A 16,515-nucleotide genomic window follows, 5' to 3' on the forward strand; every position below is an offset into this window, starting at 1 on the left:
CACAAAAAGGGGACCCCGTGCACCCACCAGAGCCCGCTTATCCTTGCTGCCTTCCGGCCCTGGGGAGGTTCGCGAGATGTGTGCCGCACGAGGTCCGACGCAAGTGTAGCGAACGGGTCTGATCGAACACACGTTCGAGTTGCCCACAGTGTTGTCCCCAGCTGTGGACAACCGGCCACACACTTACTGGACACGGCTCCTGCACACTGATCGACATGCGCAGAACGGGCCTCGTGGTGGCCGTGATCGTCGTGGCCGCGACCGCCGTCGCCGGGGTCCTGATCTACCGGCCCAAGGGTGACGCGGTGCCGAACCGCGCGACCGACGTGACGGTGTGGCCGACGCCTCAGACGCTCGAACGAGTGACTGCGGACGTACCGATCCCCGCCTCCGTGACCATCGAGGGTGACGTCGAGGCCACCACGAAGCAGATCGTCGAGAAGGCACTCGCGGGCGGCACCGGCAGCGCCGCGCTGAAGATCCGGTTCAGCACCGACAAGGCGCTGTCCGCGGAGGCCTACCGGATCACCGTCGGGTCGACCGAGGTCAGCGTGTCGAGCGCGGACTCCTCGGGTGCGTTCTACGCCGCGCAGACCCTCCGCCAGCTGGTGCGGCAGGGCAAGCTCGCGGGCGTGAAGATCGACGACCGGCCGTCGCTGCCGCAGCGCGGGATCGTCGAGGGCTTCTACGGACGGCAGTGGACCTACGCCGAGCAGCAGGCCCAGCTCGACTTCGCCGCGACGGTCAAGTTCAACTCCTACGTGTACGCGCCGAAGGACGACCCGTTCCACCGCGACCGCTGGCGCGACCCGTACCCGGAGGACCGCCTCGCGCAGATCGCCGAGCTGGCGAAACGCGCCGCCGCCGGGCACGTGAAGTTCACCTACTCGCTCGCTCCTGGCCTGTCGATCTGCTACTCGAAGGACGCCGACCGTGACGCCGTCCAGGCCAAGCTCACCCAGCTGCACGGCGCGGGCATCAGGTCGTTCGCGCTGCTCCTGGACGACATCGACTACGCCAAGTGGAACTGCCAGGAGGACCGCGACACCTACGGTCCGCCCAACCAGGAGAACGCGGCACGCGCGCAGAACGACCTGCTCAACGACACCGCGCTGACCATCCGCGACCAGCTGCCGGGCTCCGGGCCGTTGATCACCGTCCTCACCGAGTACGGCGACATCAACCAGACGCCCTACAAGAGGGTCTTCCGCGACAACCTCGACAAGTCCGTCGTGGTCATGTGGACCGGCACCGCCGTCATCCCCACGACGATCACCAGGGACCACTCGAGGCGCGCCGAGCAGCTGTGGGGCCGCAAGACCCTGATCTGGGACAACTACCCCGTTGCCGACTACCCGGACGCCAGGGGACGGCTGCTGCTCGGCTCGTACTCGGGCCGCGAACCGGGGCTCAGCGTCGTCGGTCTGCTCTCCAACCCGATGAGCCAGGCCTACGCGAGCCGCGTCGCGATGTTCGAGATGGCCGACTACGCCTGGAACGACGCCATGTACGACGAGGACGCGGCCGAACTCGGCTACGCGAACCTCCTCGCCGGCGGTGACGAGCAGGTGCGGACGGCGCTGCTGGCGTTCTTCGACATGAGCTCGTGGACGGCACCGAGGCTCGCCGCCGAGCTCAGGGAGTTCCAGGACAGGTGGAAGGCCGGCGACAAGAAGGCCGCCGTCGCCGACCTGCGCACCTGCGCGAACGTGCTCGCCGGTGCCCCGAAGACGATCAGGGAACGGGTCGACAAGGGGTTCGCCGCGGACTCCGAACCCTGGCTCGCCCAGACCGAGCTGTACGGCAGGGCGCTGCAGGCCACGGCGGACGGACTGGACGGCAGGCGCGAGCGGTTCACCGAGTCGGCAGAGCTCGTGAAGCAGCTCGACAAGAACCTGAAGCTGGGCGACGGGACCCTCGACAAGTTCCTCGCCGCGGCCCCCAGGCTCTAGATCGAACGTGTGTTCGAGTTGTCCACCGGGCCATCCACACCTGTGGACAACTCGCGTCCCGTGGCCAGCATCAGCAGGTCAGGGGCGGGCAGGTCCGGGATTCCCGACTCGCGGAAGCGCTTGCGCGCACCCCAGAACGGACTCTTCAACACGTGCTCCAACGCGGCCTGGGCCGGTTCGAGCGGCATCTCCCGGACGCGTCCCAACGGCCGTGCGATGTCCTGGCCGTGCACGAGGAAGTCGACCAACGGATCGATCGGCGCGGCCATGGGCGCGCGCTTCGGCGAGCCGGCCGTCTCGCGGATCTGCGCGGTCAACTCCGATCGAGTGAACTTCGCCGCGATCGTGCGGGCCTTGTCGTCCTCCATGCGCTCCCAGTCGAAGCGCGCCTTCACCACGCCGGTGAGCACGTCCCGCCAGCCGGTGCGGGTCGACGTGGTCAGGTGCGCGGCCATCTCCTGCATGGTCCAGCCGGTGCAGAGGGTCTCGCGCCGCCACTCGTCGTCGGTCAGGTCCTCGATGAGGTCGGCGACGCCCAGGCGTTCCGCCTCCAGCCATTTCATGATCATGATCGCCCCTCGATGACGGCCAGCCTGCGGCGCAGGAAGTCCTGTTCGGATTCGGTGCCCGCGAGCGCGATGGCCTCGCGGTAGGCCTGGGCGGCCTCGTCGTCACGGCCCAGGCGGTGCAGCAGGTCTGCGCGGGCCGCCCGGTACGGGTGGTAGTCGCGGAGCTTGGGCACGCCGGCGAGTTCGTCGAGCAACGCGAGTCCGGCCGCCGCCCCGTCGCGCATGGCGATCGCGGCGGCCCTGTTCAACGCGACCACCGGGGACGGGCTGAGTTTCGCGAGCACGTCGTAGAGCGCCACGATCTGCGGCCAGTCGGTGCCGGCGAAGTCCGGCGCCTCGTCGTGCAGCGCGTTGATCGCCGCCTGCACGCCATAAGGGCCGTGTCCGCCCGTGAGCGCCCGTTCCGCCAGTGCGCTGCCCTCGTCGATCAGGTCGCGGTCCCAGAGCGTGCGGTCCTGGTCCTCCAGCAGTTCGGCGCGGGCGTCGCGGCGGGCGTGGATCAGCAGCATCAACGCCAGCAGCCCCGTGACCTCGCGTTCGGGCAGCAGCCCGTGCAGGATTCTGGCGAGCCGGATGGCCTCCTCCGCGAGATCGGCGCGCTGGGCCGCGTACCCCTCGGTGAAGATCGAGTAAACGGCCTGGAGCACGCCCGGCAAGCGTTCCGGCAGCTCGCGGCGATCCGGCACGCGGAACGGGATGCGCGCCTCCTTGATCTTCTTCTTCGCGCGCACGATCCGTTGCTGCATGGTCGGCACCGGCACCAGGTAGGCCCGCGCGACCTCCGGCGTCGTGAAGCCGGCCAGGCAGCGCAACGTCAGCGCTCCCCTGTCCTCCTCGGGCAACGCGGGGTGCGCGCACGTGAAGAACAGCTCCAGCCGCTCGTCCGGCATCGGGTCGGTCGCGGGCGGATCAGTCCGATCGACCTCGACCTGCAGCAACGCCAGCCGTGCCGCGTGGACCTGGTCGCGCCGCAGCCGGTCGACGGCCTTGCGGCGCGCGGTCGTGAGCAACCACGCGCCGGGCCGGTCCGGCACCCCGTCCACCGGCCAGTGCCGCAGCGCCGCCTCGATCGCGTCGGAGGTGACCTCCTCGGCCAGGTCGAGGTCGCCGAACCGCTTGACCAGGGTGGCGAGCAGCCTGCCGCGTTCCTCCCGGAACACCTGCTCGACGTTCATCGCGGACTCAGAAGTCGAACTCGGCGATCGGCCGGACGACGACGGCCCCGCCGTCACGCGAGCCGGGACACTTCGCGGCCCACTCCAGCGCCGCGTCGAGGTCCGGCACGTCGATGATGTCGTAGCCGCCCAGCACCTCGCGGGTCTCGGCGAACGGACCGTCGGTGACGGTGCGCCTCCCGTCCTGTCCGACCTGGACGGTGGTCGCTGTGACGAGATCGGCCAGCGAGTGCCCGGAGACCAGGACGCCCGCGTCCTTCATCTCCTTCTCGTAGGCGATCCAGTCCTGCACGGTGCAGCTCGCCTGCTGGTCAGAGGCCGCGTAGATCAACAGCATGTACTTCACGATTGCCCTCCTCGGTCCGGTCCTACGGGATCACGACGAGCGGACCACCGCCAGATCGACACGGGCCTCGAACTTTTTTCGGCGACCCCCGTTTTGGGCCCCGGAACACCCGTCCGGTAAGGTTCTCGACGGAGGATTCGCATAGCGGCCTAGTGCGCACGACTGGAAATCGTGTTGGGTTCACCCCCTCACGGGTTCAAATCCCGTATCCTCCGCTCTCGCTACGAAGGGCGCCGAACTTCAACGTTCGGCGCCCTTCGCGCGTTAACGTTGCATGATGCTGCCCGAAGACCTGATGCTGCTGTTCCTCGACGAGGAAGACGGCCGGGTGTTGCTGGACTCGACGTCGATCCACAACGCTCTGGCCGGTGCCGTCCTGCTGGAACTGGTCAGGTCCGGGCGGGTCGCGTTCGAGGCGGACGGCAGGAAGCTCGCCGTGGTCGACCCGGCGCCGTTGAGCAACGAGTTCCTGCAGGAATCGTTGACTCGTCTCAACAAGCCCTTGAAGCCGCAGCGGGCGGTGGAGCGGTTGCGGACTCACGTGCGGGACAACGTGATGGCACAGCTCGAAGGCCAGGGTGTGCTGTCGGTCGAGAAGACCAGGATGCTCGGGATCTTCCCCACCAAGAGTTATGTGATCCAGGACCATCAGGCGATCAGCGAGATTCGCGACCTCGTGGGCAACGTCGCGCTGGGCCACACGGCGCCGGACGACCGCACCGGAGCGCTGATCTCGTTGCTGTACGCGGTGAACGCGCTGCACAAGGTCTTCAACGGCGACAAGCGCGAGATGAACGCACGTGCGAAAGAGATCTCCGCGGGGAACTGGGCCGGTGTCGCCGTGAAGAAGGCGCTGGAGGCGGTTCATGCCGCGGTCATGGCGACGATGGTGGCCTCGACGGTGGCCGCCACTTCGGTCGGAGGGGGTTCCAGCTGATGTTGCACGAAGATCTGATGCTGCTGTTCATCAACGAGCAGAACGGAAAACTGCGCGCCGACTCGTCGTCGGTGGAGAACGCGCTCGCCGGTGCCGTGCTCATCGAACTGGTGAACTCGGGGCGCGTCGCGTTCGAGCCCAACGGCAAGAAGCTCCAGGTCGTCGATCCGACGCCGCTGAAGGACCCGGTGCTGCAGGAGTCGGTGACGCGGATCGACAAGCCGATGAAGCCGCAGCGTGCGGTCGAACGCATCCGGAAGCAGTTGCGGGACAACGTGGGCGCGCATCTGGAAGGCCGTGGCCTCGTGCGGGTGGAGTCGCGGAAGGTGATGGGGATCTTCCCGGCGAAGAGCTACGCGATCACCAAAGAGGCCGCGCAGAACGAAGTGCGCAAGGCGGTGGCCGAGGTCGCGCACGGCTATCGGGGAGCGGATGCGCGCACCGGGTCGTTGATCACGCTGCTGTACGCGGTGAAGTCCGTGCACAAGGTGGTCGAGGGCGACAAGCGCGACATGAACAAGCGCGCCAAGGACATCGCGGCCGGCAACTGGGCGGGCGACGCCGTGCGCAGGGCGATCGAGGCGATCCAGGCCGGCGTGGGTGCCGCAACGGCAGCTGCCGCCGCCGCGTCGGGTGGATGACGCGGCGACGGCAGCAGTAGCAGCGGTTACTTCTTCAGGCAGTCGAGAATGTCTTCCAGGGCGAACACGATCCTGTCGACGTTCGCGTCACCCGTGGACGGGCGGGCGCGGACGATCTGCGGGTCGTGGTCGCTCGCCTGGTCGGCGAACTCGGCGTTGATGTGGACCACGTCGTAGCTGAAGCGCGTGATGTTCTTGCTCATCACGAGGTGGTCGAGCGTCTGCGAGTTGCCCTCGAAGACGTAGCTGTACCGCTCGTTCACGGGCAGCGTGTCGATCAGCGCCTTGAGGTTGCCGTCGCCGGTGAGGGCCTTGACGGCGGGCGAGAACTGGTAGTCGTTCAGGTCGCCCGCGAGCACCACGTTGGCGCCCTTGTCGATCGCGCGGATCTGCTCCGTGAACGTCTTCAGCGCCGCGGCCTGCTTGGCGCGCTGCACCTCGGACGAGCGGTTCGGCGGCTGGTTGCGGCCGTGGACGGCCTCGTCGCCGCCCTTGGAGTTGAAGTGGTTCGCGACGACGAAGACCGTGCGGCCGCGGAACTTGAACTCACCGGCGAGCGGCTTGCGGCTGCTGGCCCACGCGTCGTTGAGCGGGTCGATCCGGCCCGGTGACACGGAAAGCGCCGCACGGCCGTTCTTCTTCACGACCTGGACGGGCGTCTTGAAGTCGCCGCCCGGACGGTCCACGAAGGACACCCGCTGCGGGTTGAAGAAGAAGCCGACGCGGATGTTGCCGCCGGGCTCGCCGCCGTCCTTGAGGTTCTCCGGGTCGATCTGCCGCCACTGGTAGCGCGGGCCGCCCTTGGCGAAGATCGTGTCGGAGAACTTCTGCAGCGTCTGGTCCGCCGCGACGACACCGTCGTTGGTCGCGCCGTTGTTGTCCTGGATCTCTTCCAGCACGACGACGTCCGGGCTGCGCAGGTTCGTCGTGACGCCCTCGGCGAGCCGGTCGAACTTCTCCTGCGGGTCGGACGGGTCGAGGTTCTCGACGTTGTAGGTCGCGACCGAGAGCTCGGACTCCTTCTGCTGCGCGGTGATCTCGCGCTGCAGATTGGACGACGCGTGGGTGCCGAGGTTCAGCGCCGCCAGCGTGTAGCCGCCGAAGTTCGTGTACTCGATGGCACCGACGGTCGCGCCGGCGAACACGTCACCGACGTTCGAGGCGGGCAGCGTGCCCGCGGTCTTGATCTTCAGGCGACCGCTGTTGGCCTGGTCGTAGCTCGTGTAGGTCGTGCCGCCGCGCAGGTTCTTGTTCTGGTCGGGGTTGACCGTCACCCAGACCTCGCCGAACGTGTTGCTCGGGCCCACGACGCGGGCGTCGTCGACCTGGACGAGCGTGCCCTCGAGCGACTCGAAGTAGTCGAGGCCGTACTTCGCGGGCTCCAGCGGGAGCTGCTCGATGCTGCCGCCGGGAGCGGGCAGGTAGCCGGCCGGGATGTTCTTCACGACGACCGGCGCCGGGACGGGGTTGCCCTTGGAGACCGTGATCGTGGTGGGCGCGGTGATCTCGGTGAGGGTCTGGTTGGAGCCCGTCTCACCGCCCGGCCGGTACTCCGCGATCGTGCCGCTGACCACGACGCTGTCGCCGACGGCCACGGTCGGCGCGGTGCCCGCCGTGTAGACGAAGACGCCCTCGCTGGTGCGCGGGTCGTTGTCCGGGGCCGTGTCCTGGATCCAGAAGCCGCGGTCACCCGTGGCGCGCGTGCCGGTGACGACACCGGGGACGTTGGTGACCTTCTGGCCGTTGAGCGGCGAGATGCGCGAGACACCCTGGATGTCGTGGATGCGCTTGTCGCCGGGGGTGGGGTCCTCCGGGTCGGGATCCGGGTCGCCGCCGCCCGGAGTCGTCTCGCCCTTGGAGTTGGTCGGGGTGGGGCCGCCGACGGTGAAGTCCGCGGAGTTGTCGTCCGTGTCGACGAGCCCGGCCTTGCGCGACGCCGAGGTGGTGTTGCTCAGCGCGCCCGTCGCGGTGGCCTCGCGCACCACCGCAGCGCCGAAGCCGACGAGGTCCTTGATCCGCGTGTCGGCGGCGCAGTCGGCCGCCGTCTTGCACGTCAGCGCCGCGGTGCCGTTGACCAGCGCGATGGTGCCGCCGGTGGCGCTCATGGCGATCGTGCCGGTGGCGTCCGGGGCGGGCAGCTCGACGGTACCGCCGGTGCCCTTGGCCTCGGCGACGAGGAACGTCTTGCCGGGCGCGATCGAACCGGCCAGCGGGGTGACGCCCCACTGCGTGCTCGCGCCGGGCGTGGCCGAGATGTACTGGACGCTGAAGCCGTCGAGCGCGATCGGGGTGGTGCCCTTGTTCGCGAGCTCGACGAAGTCCTGCTTGAGGGTGGCGCCGGAGTTGCCGCCGCCCCCGTAGACCTCGGAGATCAGCGCGTCTGTGCTGGGTGCGGCGACGGCGGGGACGGCGGCGAGCACGAGTGCCGCCACCGCTGTCCCGACGACGGGCAGGGTGGGTCTCAAAACTTCCTCCAGGGGATGCGGCGGACCGACGCATCTTTCCCCGATCGAGTGAGCTTTGGTAGCCGTTGTTACTAACGGTTAACCGGTTGGCCCATCAATGATCACTCGAACAAGTGTTCGATCATGGTGTATGCTCCATTTCGGAACGTCGGCCGGTGGGCCCCTCCCAGGCACCGGCCGACGTCCCTACGTTGAGGGCATGAAGATGCTGAGCTACGAGCGTCGCTGCGCCGAGATCATCCACCAGACTTCGCTGCTGACCTCGTCCCTGGACGGCGCTGACCTGGGCATTCAGGTGCCGTCGATCCCGGACTGGACGCTCAACCAACTGCTCCGCCACCTCGGCCACGCGCACCGCTGGGCCGACCTGATGCTCCGCGAGAGACTGCCGGAGGTCGACTACTCCCGCAACGAGGCGCAGCAGCTGTCCTCGTATGTGGGTGAGCCGGCGTCCGTGCTGGTCCCCTGGCTGGACGAGGGCGCCGCCTCCCTGTCGGAGGTGCTCACCGAGGTCGACCCGGACGAGATGATCGCCTCGCTCGCCGGCCACCCCGGCCCGCGCGTGTGGTCACGCCGCATGACGCACGAGACGGTCATGCACCGCTGGGACGTCGCGAACGCGCTGGGCGTGCCGTTCGAACTGGACCTGGAGGTCGCCCACGACACGCTCTCGGAGTGGACCGCTCTCGCTCTGCCGTACGCGTTCATGCGCTGGCCCGCAGAGACCGCGGCCTTGGTCGGCCCCGGCCACACGGTGCACCTGCACGCGACCGACGCCGAGGCGGAGTTCGTGATCGATCTCACGGGCCCGTCGCCCGTCGTGCGGGAGGGGCACGAGAAGGCCGCGGTGGCGTTGCGCGGCCCGCTCGTCGAGCTGGTGCTGGCCGTCTACCGGCGCCGCCCGGTGGAGGGGCTGGAGGTGTTCGGGGACGCGGCGCTGCTCGACCTGTTCCTGGACCGCGTACGTTTTTGACCATGGGGTCGCTGAGCTACCAGGAACGTCTGGCCATCATCGTTTCCGAGACGTCGCTGCTGGTCACCGGGATCGAGGGCGCCGATCTCTCGATCCCGGTGCCGGCCACTCCGAACTGGACGCTGAACCAGCTGCTGCGCCACCTCGGCTACGCGCACCGGTGGATCGCGCAGATGGTCGGGGAACGGTTCCCGGAGATCGACAGGTCGTTCAGCAAAGCGCACTCGGTCTCCGAGTACACCGGCGAGACCGCCGCGGAGCTGGGCCCGTGGCTGATCGAGGGCGCTGCGCTGATCTCGGACACGATGCTGCCCGTCGACCGCCGGGAGATGATCGCGGTGCTGCGGCCCGGCGAGCCGGGGCCGGACTTCTGGTCGAGGCGGATGGCGCACGAGACGGTGATCCACCGCTGGGACGCCTTCGACGCGCTCGGTCTGCCGTTCGAGGTCGACGAGCGGGTCGCTCACGACACGTTGTACGAGTGGATGACCGCGATCGCGTGGATCATCTTCGACCTGCGACCGGCCGCGGCCGAACTGCTCGGCTCCGGCGTCCTGCACTTCGAGACGACGGACACCGCGCAGACGTGGACGGTCGATCTTCGCGGGTCCGCGCCTCGGGTGACGGACGACGAGGAGAAGTGGTCGGTGGCGGTGCGCGGCCCCGTCATGGACATCGTGCTCGCGCTGTACCAACGGCGTGGGACGGAAGGTCTCGAGGTGACCGGGGACGCCGGGCTGCTGGCGAAGTTCCTGGACGCGATGAGGTTCTGAAGACGCAAGAAGGGCCCCGGATCGCTCCGGGGCCCTTCAACAGCGGTGGCGGTGGGATTTGAACCCACGGAGGCTTTCACCTCACACGCTTTCGAGGCGTGCTCCTTCGGCCGCTCGGACACGCCACCGATAAGAACAATACACAGCCCGCGCGACTGGCTTAACGCTGGGTCCGGAAGAAGCGTTCGAGCAGGTCAGCGCACTCCTTCTCCAGCACACCGCCCTGCACCTCCGGCCGGTGGTTGAGCCGGCGGTCGCGCACGACGTCCCACAACGACGCCACAGCCCCGGTTTTGGGCTCCCAGGCGCCGAAGACGAGACGCGAAACACGGGCGAGCACGAGGGCGCCGGCGCACATCGTGCAGGGTTCCAACGTCACGGCGATGGTGCAGCCGTCGAGCCGCCAGCCGTCGCCGTACTTCGACGCGGCTTCCCGCAGCGCCAGGATCTCGGCGTGTGCGGTCGGGTCGCCCAGGGCTTCGCGCGCGTTGCAGGCCTCGGCGAGCACGGAGCCGTCCGGTGCGAAGACGACGGCGCCGATCGGGACGTCCGTACCGGCGTTCGCGGCCGCGCGAAGGGCCGCTCGGACCATGTCCTCTGCGGAGATCACGCTTGGATCGTGTCGAGCAGCTTCGTGAACTCGTCGATGAAGCCGATGCGCTGGGCGATCATCTGGAGCTGCTCGTCCGGGTAGAGGTCGACCTCGTCGACGATGATCTGGAGTTCGTGCGAGGGCATGCCGAGGTCGGTCAGGACGCCGAGGTCGCCTTCCGGCCAGATGTCGTTGTCCTCTTCGTCCGGTGGTTCGACGCGGAGGAGGTCGAGGACGTCGGCCGCGATGTCGTAGTCGAGCGCGGCGGCCGCGTCGGACAGCAGCAGGGCGACGCCACCCGGCACGGGACGCAGGATGATGAAGAACTCGTCGTCGACGGCGAGGAGACCGAACACAGCTCCTGTCGACCTCAGTTGGCGCAGCTCCGTGATAGCCGCGTCCAGCTCCGACAGCGCGGAGCTGTCCATCCTGCTGCACCGCCAGCGGCCGTCCTCTCGGACGACCGCGACCGCGAAGCCGTTGACCGGCTCCTGCTGTGTCATGTGCACACCGTAGGGCCCAGACGACCTTCCCGGTAGCCGAGGTGGTGGCACCATCGGTAGATGAGCACAACTACGCCGGACCCCCGTCTCGCCGGATTGCTCGAAGGGGCTCGTTCGCTCCAGCCCCGCACGGTGGCGCTGCGCCGTCAGATCCACCGGCACCCTGAACAGGGACTTCACCTCCCCAAGACGCAGGCCGCCATCCTGCACGCGCTGGAGGGGTTGCCTGTCAAGGTCACGAAGGGCGAGTCGTCGACCTCGGTCGTGGCGGTGCTCGAAGGCGACCAGCCGGGGCCGACGGTGCTGCTGCGCGGCGACATGGACGGCCTGCCGCTCCAGGAGGAGACGGGCCTGCCGTTCGCGTCCGAAGTGGACGGCAACATGCACGCCTGCGGTCACGACACGCACGTGGCGATGCTGGCTGCCTCCGCCCGGCTGCTGGCGGACCGGCGTGACTCGCTCAAGGGCCGCGTCCTGTTCATGTTCCAGCCGGGCGAGGAGGGCCACCACGGCGCCCGGCACATGATCGACGAGGGCCTGCTCGACGACGGCGTGGAGAAGGCGTTCGCACTGCACATCACGTCCACGATGAAGTCGGGCGTGGTGACGTGCCGCCCAGGCCCGATGATGGCCTCCGCCGACTCGTTCCACGTGCACGTGAAGGGCCGCGGCGGTCACGGCGCGATGCCGCACAACGCACTGGACCCGGTGCCCGCCGCGGCCGCGATGGTCGGCGCGATCCAGACGATGCTCGGACGACGGGTGAGCGTCCACCAGCCCGCGGTGGTGACCGTCGCGCAGATCCACGCCGGCACCACGACGAACATCATCCCCGAGGTCGCGACCCTCGACGGGACGATCAGGACGTTGTCGGAGGAGACGCGCGCGCTCGTGCACAAGGAGCTCAAGCAGGCCATCAAGCACACGGCCGCCGCTTACGGGTGCCATGCCGAGGTCAGCATCGTGCCGGGGTATCCGGTGACGGTGAACGACGACGTCGTCGGGCAGCACGTGGTGGACCTGGCGGCCACGGCGATGGGTGCCTCGTGGAGCGAGCCGATGCAGGATCCGCTGATGGGAGCGGAGGACTTCTCCTACGTGTTGCAGCGGGTTCCCGGCGCGCTGGCGTTCCTCGGGGCCTGCCCGCGGGGCGTCGACCTGGAGGAGGCCGCGCCGAACCACTCGAACCGGGTGCTGTTCGACGAGGCCGCTATGGAGCACGGGGTGGCGATGTACGCGGCGTTCGCGCTGGACGCCCTCCGCTAGTTACAGGTACGCGTCGCACGGAATGATGGGCGCCGTGCGAGACGTGTGCGTGATCGGACTGGGACTGATCGGCGGCTCCGTGCTGCGGGCCGCCAAGGCTGCCGGGCGCACGGTGTGGGGTGCGACGGCGAGCAAAGAGGACGCGGACAACGCGCGCGCTGAGGGCTTCGACATCGTGAGTGTGGACGAGGCCCTCAGCCGGAACCCCGAGGCGCTCGTCGTGCTCGCCGTGCCGATGCCCGCGCTGCCCGACCTGCTGCGCAAGATCCCCACCGGCACCCGGCTCACGGACGTGACCAGCGTCAAGGGGCCCGTCCACGACGCCGTGCACCGGTACGCGCCGGACGTGCGCTTCGTCGGCGGCCACCCGATGGCCGGCACGAGCAAGAGCGGGTGGGGCGCCGGCAGCAGGACGCTCTTCGAGAACGCTGCCTGGGTCGTCACGCCCGAGGAGGCCGACGACCACCTCAACGACGTCATCCAGCTCGCGCTCGACCTCGGCGCGCACGTGGTGCCGACGACGCCGGAGGAGCACGACGAGGCGGTGGCCCGGATCAGTCACCTGCCGCACATCATGGCGGCGATCCTGGCCGCGGTCGGGGCCGATGGCGGGCCGCTCGCCATGGCGCTCGCGGCGGGCAGTTTCGGGGACGGGACGCGGGTCGCGGGCAGCAGGCCGGAGCTCGTCAGGGCGATGTGCGAGGGGAACCGGGACGCGCTGCTGATGGCCGTCGACGACGCGCTCGGCAGGCTCGGCGCGGCGAGGGGTTCGCTGGCGTCCACCGGCGGTCTCGCGAAGACCATCGAGGCCGGGCACGAAGGCCGGAACGTGCTGGTCAACCAGCCGCAGCGGACGAAGATCACGATCGATCTGACCAAGCCGGGAGCACTGGCGGCGTTGCGGAACCTTGGGTCTCGTGGCGGACGTGTGGTTGGGCTGAACGGCAGCACCGCGCAAGCGGAAACGTCGTAGGGTCGCCGAGTGGATCGACGGACGCTCGCCGGCGGACTCGGTGGACTCGCGCTCGTCGTGGCCGCGGTTGTGGCGCTCCGGGCCGGTGACGCGCCGGACACCCTCAAGAAGGAAACGGCTGACGGTGTCGAGGTCGTCGCGCTCCAGGAGCCGATGAAACCGTCCAACGCCAGGGCTCAGGCGCTGGACGTGGACGCGCTGCAGATCGCGTGGAACGGGTCGGCGCCCGCCTACGAGGTGCGCTGGAACGGCAACGAGCAGCTGGTGCCCGGTCCCGAGGTCGAGCTGCCGAACCTGAGTCCCGACACCCAGACCGAGGTCGAGATCCGGGCGGTCAGCGCGACCGGCAAGCGCAGTGAGCCGCTCAAGATCGCCGCGACGCCCAAGGACGTCTACAACGGCAAGTGGGAGGACCAGCTCGTCGGCCAGGCGGACAGGTTCGACGGCCCGGAGGCGCTCGATCCGCGGAAGTGGCGGGTCGAGGCGGAACCGGAGTGCCTGGGGCTCCGGCCGTTCGGGCAGAGCAAGCGCATCGACGTCGACTGCCCGATGGCCGCCTTCCAGAGCAACACCCCGATCCGGTTCGGAGTGCCCGCGAGTGATGGCGCGACCGGCCGGGCGATCATCAGCGTCGCGGGCGCGGTCGAGTCGAGTCACGTGCGGCTGACCTTGCTGCCCGATCCGTGGCAGTACCTGAAGGAGACCGACGCGCAGCCGAAGGGCGCGGTCAGCCTCGACATCACGACGCAGGGCACGCGGATCGTCGCCGACCCCGACCTTCCCCGCACCGGCAAGCAGATCGACCTGGGCGACGCGCCGATGACCGGGCTGACGGCCGGCGTGCGGCACCGCTGGGAGATGCGGGTGCTGCCCGAGGCCGTGGTCGCGCTGCGGGACGGCGTCGTGGTCGCCTACGAACCCGTCGCGATCAGGGAACGGCTGGTGCACCCGCGGATCCGCATCGACGGCGGCGGCTTCCTGGACGCGTTCGGCGTCGGGGGCGTGCCGGAACGCGTCGTGCCCACCGAGGTCATCCCGCTCGACAAGGACGTCGAACTCCCGCAGGACGCCGTGGCCGCGAAGCTCGTCAAGCCGGACGCCGGCCAGGTCATGGTCACCAACGTGCCGATCAGCCCCAGGACGGTCCGAGCCGCCCAGGAAGCCCAGCTCGTCGTCATCCGCAAGCCCGAGAGCCGCCCCGGCACGCTCCCCCGGCTCGCGGACCGGCCCGGCGGCATCAAGACCGGCGCGCCGCGGCTGCACGTCATGCACGAGGACGGCACCAAGCCCCCGCAACCGTTGCCCGGCAAGGGACGCGTCCTGATCACGGCCGAGGTCAACGCCATCGGGCACCGCGGGATCGAGCTCGAACTCGACGGCAAGCGGATCGTCTCGCTGCCCACCAACGAGCAGGGGCCCGGCGTTCCCGGCAGGCACGAGTTCTGGCTCGACACCAGGACGCTGACCCCCGCTGCGCACGCTCGGCTCAAGCTCAGCGTCCTTCCGGCGGACGGTGGCGAACCCGTTATCGCGGAAACCGTGTTCGAGCTGGGGTGAACGCCTTAGCGTGACGCTATGAAGCGGGTCGCCTTCGTCGTCGTGGGCCTCGCGCTGGTGGCGGGCGTGATCGTGCTGCGCGACACCGGCGGGAGCGACTCGGGCCTGCCCGTCGCTCCCCCGGCGCCGACGAAGCTCAAGCCGTACGTGGCGGAGCAGGTTCTGGTGCCGGGCCCCCAGGGCCGCCCGGCCACACCCGCGGGAGTCGTCGCGCGCGCGGGTCACCACAAGATCCAGCTCACCTGGACCGGCGACGCGCCCGCGTACGAGGTGCGGTGGGGCGACAAGGTCAAGCTCGTCACGCGCCCCGGCACCCAGCTCAACGGCCTCGAGAACGAACGCGAGCAGCAGATCGACATCCGCGCCGTCGACGCGTTCGGTCAGCGTTCGCAGCCCGCCAGGACCAAGGCGACCCCGCGCGCCGACAACGCCCCGTACACGTTCGTCGACCGCTTCGACTCCTCCGACGAACCCGACCTCCAACTGTGGAGGCTCTCCAAGCGCACCGACTGCGCCCGCGCCACCAGCGGCGACGAGGACGACCACGACCGGCTCGTGATCAGCAGCAGTTGCGGCACCCGCGCGGTGACGCTGAGGTCGCGCACGCCGTTCGTCCGCGGCGACGACGAGAGCCGGCTCGTGATCGAGACCGACGCCCCCGGCACCGGCGGCAAGCTGCTGCTCGACCTCGTGCCGGGCCCGGTCAGCGTGCAGGGCGAACCGGTGCCGCCGAACACCATCCGCGCCACGGTCTCCACCGACAACTCCGGCAACTCGATCGTCGAGCTCGTCCCGAACGGCACGTCGGTCAAGCCCGTCCCGGCCGCGCTGCCCGGCGTGACCGTGCGGTGGGAACTCGTGCTGACCCCGGCCGGCGTCCAGGTCGTGCGCGACGGAGACGTCGTCGCCACCTCGCCGTTCGTGCCGCAGTGGCGCGAGGCGACGGCCCTGGTCGGCGTCGCGGCGCTCGCCGGCGACCGGATCCGCGCCGGAGTCGACCTGATCGGCTACCGCACCGCCAAGGCCGACGCCCCGCTCGCGGGCCCGACGCCGCAGGTCCGCGTGGACGGCCCGGCGAGCGCGAGCGCCACTCCCATCGCGGACGTCACCGCAGGTCAGCTGCGCATCGCCCTGATCCCGTCGCGCGAAAGCGAGCCGGTTACCGCGGTGAAGGTCAACGGCATCCAGATACCGCTCAGGCCGGCGATCGAGGGCACGCCCTGGAAGCCGGGCGCGGAGTACCCGGCCGTCGCCGACCTGCCGAGGGAGGCCTTCACCGACAACCTGAACGTGCAGCTCGTCACCCAGGAACGCATCCAGGTCACCCACACCGACGTCGAACTGACCGGCCCGAAGAAGGAACCGCGCCGCCAGCCCGGCACACCGCTGGTGGACGCGAAGCCGACGCTCGCCGACCCGATCCCCGAGGTCCTGGACGCGAGCGGCCAGCCAGTCGAGAACGGCGCAGCCTTCAACCGCGGCCGGGTCGTGCTGGAGGTCCGCGTCAACGCCCTCGACGTGGCCGTGGCGGGCCTCGCCGGGTTCGAGATCAGGCTCGACGGCAACCACGTCGCCACCGTGCCGACGACCGCCGACGGACCCGCCGCCGCAGGCCGGTGGCGGATTTCACTCAACACGGGCGCGATGACCGCGGGAGCGCACGCCATCGAGGTGAAGGCGTTCAGCACCGATTCAGAGGTGAGCCCCGAGACGGGTTACGTTCCCTTTTTGCTCAAGCCGTGAGTGCCGCGGCTCGAAATTTGCCGGGTCAATTCGCGGTCAGACGGGTGGAT

At 69.4% G+C, this 16,515-nt stretch carries 15 protein-coding genes, 2 tRNA genes and 1 other RNA gene; 10 read left to right on the forward strand and 8 right to left on the reverse strand.

Translation table 11 applies throughout. The annotated features are described in order from the left end of the window. Positions 1 to 3: 3 nt before the first annotated feature. Positions 4 to 100, reverse strand: an RNA gene (ffs, locus tag ACIQF0_RS17620) — signal recognition particle sRNA small type. A gap of 115 nt (positions 101 to 215) precedes the next feature. Here ffs and ACIQF0_RS17625 point away from each other — a divergent pair. Then, positions 216 to 1,952, forward strand: coding sequence for a beta-N-acetylglucosaminidase domain-containing protein (locus tag ACIQF0_RS17625; RefSeq protein ID WP_401030561.1), 1,737 nt, complete (start codon positions 216 to 218; stop codon positions 1,950 to 1,952). On the opposite strand, the gene ACIQF0_RS17630 is transcribed toward ACIQF0_RS17625, so the two are convergent. From ACIQF0_RS17630 to ACIQF0_RS17640, 3 genes are read right to left on the reverse strand one after another with little or no spacing between them, the layout of a single operon-like run. Then, positions 1,949 to 2,521 (reverse strand): maleylpyruvate isomerase family mycothiol-dependent enzyme, encoded by a 573-nt coding sequence (locus ACIQF0_RS17630; protein ID WP_401030563.1) that lies wholly within the window; start codon positions 2,519 to 2,521, stop codon positions 1,949 to 1,951. The two genes, ACIQF0_RS17625 and ACIQF0_RS17630, sit on opposite strands and share 4 nt — an antisense overlap. Next, positions 2,518 to 3,696, reverse strand: coding sequence for an RNA polymerase sigma factor (locus ACIQF0_RS17635; protein WP_401030565.1), 1,179 nt, complete (start codon positions 3,694 to 3,696; stop codon positions 2,518 to 2,520). The genes ACIQF0_RS17630 and ACIQF0_RS17635 overlap by 4 nt, the downstream gene beginning before the upstream one ends. 7 nt (positions 3,697 to 3,703) lie before the next feature. Then, positions 3,704 to 4,042 (reverse strand): YciI family protein, encoded by a 339-nt coding sequence (locus ACIQF0_RS17640; RefSeq protein ID WP_360047899.1) that lies wholly within the window; start codon positions 4,040 to 4,042, stop codon positions 3,704 to 3,706. A 130-nt stretch (positions 4,043 to 4,172) separates the two neighbouring features. Between ACIQF0_RS17640 and ACIQF0_RS17645 the strand changes: the two genes are divergently transcribed. From ACIQF0_RS17645 to ACIQF0_RS17655, 3 genes are all read left to right on the forward strand, one after another. Beyond that, a tRNA-Ser gene (locus ACIQF0_RS17645) sits at positions 4,173 to 4,257 on the forward strand. Positions 4,258 to 4,319: 62 nt separating this feature from the next. Then, entirely contained in the window at positions 4,320 to 4,979 is a 660-nt protein-coding gene (locus ACIQF0_RS17650; RefSeq protein WP_401030568.1) for a GPP34 family phosphoprotein, read from the forward strand. Beyond that, a complete protein-coding gene (locus ACIQF0_RS17655; RefSeq protein ID WP_401030570.1) occupies positions 4,979 to 5,620 on the forward strand; it encodes a GPP34 family phosphoprotein in 642 nt (213 codons plus the stop codon). The genes ACIQF0_RS17650 and ACIQF0_RS17655 overlap by 1 nt, the downstream gene beginning before the upstream one ends. A gap of 26 nt (positions 5,621 to 5,646) precedes the next feature. Here the strand turns inward: ACIQF0_RS17655 and ACIQF0_RS17660 are convergent, their stop codons facing one another. Beyond that, positions 5,647 to 8,085: an endonuclease/exonuclease/phosphatase family protein gene (locus tag ACIQF0_RS17660; protein ID WP_401030572.1), complete on the reverse strand. Its 2,439-nt coding sequence runs from the start codon at positions 8,083 to 8,085 to the stop codon at positions 5,647 to 5,649. A 199-nt stretch (positions 8,086 to 8,284) separates the two neighbouring features. Here ACIQF0_RS17660 and ACIQF0_RS17665 point away from each other — a divergent pair, with 199 nt between their 5' ends. Then, complete coding sequence (locus tag ACIQF0_RS17665) at positions 8,285 to 9,058, forward strand: maleylpyruvate isomerase family mycothiol-dependent enzyme (protein ID WP_401030574.1); 774 nt, start codon at positions 8,285 to 8,287, stop codon at positions 9,056 to 9,058. A gap of 2 nt (positions 9,059 to 9,060) precedes the next feature. Beyond that, positions 9,061 to 9,831 carry a maleylpyruvate isomerase family mycothiol-dependent enzyme gene (locus tag ACIQF0_RS17670; RefSeq protein ID WP_401030576.1) on the forward strand — a complete coding sequence of 257 codons (771 nt, stop codon included), beginning with the start codon at positions 9,061 to 9,063 and terminating at the stop codon, positions 9,829 to 9,831. A 43-nt stretch (positions 9,832 to 9,874) separates the two neighbouring features. Here ACIQF0_RS17670 and ACIQF0_RS17675 read toward each other — a convergent pair. The 3 genes from ACIQF0_RS17675 to ACIQF0_RS17685 all read right to left on the reverse strand — a co-directional run bounded on the left by ACIQF0_RS17675 (position 9,875) and on the right by ACIQF0_RS17685 (position 10,926). Further along, positions 9,875 to 9,959, reverse strand: a tRNA-Ser gene (locus tag ACIQF0_RS17675). A gap of 32 nt (positions 9,960 to 9,991) precedes the next feature. Then, entirely contained in the window at positions 9,992 to 10,423 is a 432-nt protein-coding gene (locus tag ACIQF0_RS17680; RefSeq protein ID WP_401031447.1) for a nucleoside deaminase, read from the reverse strand. Positions 10,424 to 10,437: 14 nt separating this feature from the next. Next, positions 10,438 to 10,926, reverse strand: a complete 489-nt coding sequence (locus ACIQF0_RS17685; RefSeq protein WP_401030578.1) for a tRNA adenosine deaminase-associated protein — start codon at positions 10,924 to 10,926, stop codon at positions 10,438 to 10,440. A gap of 60 nt (positions 10,927 to 10,986) precedes the next feature. Between ACIQF0_RS17685 and ACIQF0_RS17690 the strand changes: the two genes are divergently transcribed. The 4 genes from ACIQF0_RS17690 to ACIQF0_RS17705 are packed head-to-tail and all read left to right on the forward strand — an operon-like array spanning position 10,987 to position 16,465. After that, positions 10,987 to 12,192 carry a M20 family metallopeptidase gene (locus ACIQF0_RS17690; RefSeq protein ID WP_360047910.1) on the forward strand — a complete coding sequence of 402 codons (1,206 nt, stop codon included), beginning with the start codon at positions 10,987 to 10,989 and terminating at the stop codon, positions 12,190 to 12,192. Between the two features lie 34 nt (positions 12,193 to 12,226). Beyond that, entirely contained in the window at positions 12,227 to 13,165 is a 939-nt protein-coding gene (locus tag ACIQF0_RS17695; RefSeq protein ID WP_401030580.1) for a prephenate dehydrogenase, read from the forward strand. A 9-nt stretch (positions 13,166 to 13,174) separates the two neighbouring features. Beyond that, the gene (locus tag ACIQF0_RS17700) at positions 13,175 to 14,722 is read left to right on the forward strand and encodes a hypothetical protein (RefSeq protein ID WP_401030582.1); all 1,548 of its coding nucleotides are present in this window, start codon (positions 13,175 to 13,177) and stop codon (positions 14,720 to 14,722) included. Between the two features lie 18 nt (positions 14,723 to 14,740). Then, on the forward strand, positions 14,741 to 16,465 hold the full coding sequence (locus ACIQF0_RS17705; protein WP_401030584.1) for a hypothetical protein: 1,725 nt from the start codon (positions 14,741 to 14,743) through the stop codon (positions 16,463 to 16,465). The last annotated feature ends 50 nt before the right edge of the window (positions 16,466 to 16,515 follow it).

The sequence above is a fragment of the Lentzea sp. NPDC092896 genome (assembly GCF_044754905.1).
Classification (GTDB): Bacteria; Actinomycetota; Actinomycetes; order Mycobacteriales; family Pseudonocardiaceae; genus Lentzea.

What these genes read in the sequence shown, in the direction of transcription:
- ACIQF0_RS17690 (WP_360047910.1), top strand. Translation starts at nt 10,987, where the DNA reads ATGAGCACAACTACGCCGGACCCCCGTCTCGCCGGATTGCTCGAAGGG.
- ACIQF0_RS17630 (WP_401030563.1), bottom strand. Translation starts at nt 2,521, where the DNA reads ATGATCATGAAATGGCTGGAGGCGGAACGCCTGGGCGTCGCCGACCTC.
- ACIQF0_RS17635 (WP_401030565.1), bottom strand. Translation starts at nt 3,696, where the DNA reads ATGAACGTCGAGCAGGTGTTCCGGGAGGAACGCGGCAGGCTGCTCGCC.
- ACIQF0_RS17685 (WP_401030578.1), bottom strand. Translation starts at nt 10,926, where the DNA reads ATGACACAGCAGGAGCCGGTCAACGGCTTCGCGGTCGCGGTCGTCCGA.
- ACIQF0_RS17650 (WP_401030568.1), top strand. Translation starts at nt 4,320, where the DNA reads ATGCTGCCCGAAGACCTGATGCTGCTGTTCCTCGACGAGGAAGACGGC.
- ACIQF0_RS17670 (WP_401030576.1), top strand. Translation starts at nt 9,061, where the DNA reads ATGGGGTCGCTGAGCTACCAGGAACGTCTGGCCATCATCGTTTCCGAG.
- ACIQF0_RS17705 (WP_401030584.1), top strand. Translation starts at nt 14,741, where the DNA reads ATGAAGCGGGTCGCCTTCGTCGTCGTGGGCCTCGCGCTGGTGGCGGGC.
- ACIQF0_RS17680 (WP_401031447.1), bottom strand. Translation starts at nt 10,423, where the DNA reads ATGGTCCGAGCGGCCCTTCGCGCGGCCGCGAACGCCGGTACGGACGTC.
- ACIQF0_RS17665 (WP_401030574.1), top strand. Translation starts at nt 8,285, where the DNA reads ATGAAGATGCTGAGCTACGAGCGTCGCTGCGCCGAGATCATCCACCAG.
- ACIQF0_RS17655 (WP_401030570.1), top strand. Translation starts at nt 4,979, where the DNA reads ATGTTGCACGAAGATCTGATGCTGCTGTTCATCAACGAGCAGAACGGA.
- ACIQF0_RS17625 (WP_401030561.1), top strand. Translation starts at nt 216, where the DNA reads ATGCGCAGAACGGGCCTCGTGGTGGCCGTGATCGTCGTGGCCGCGACC.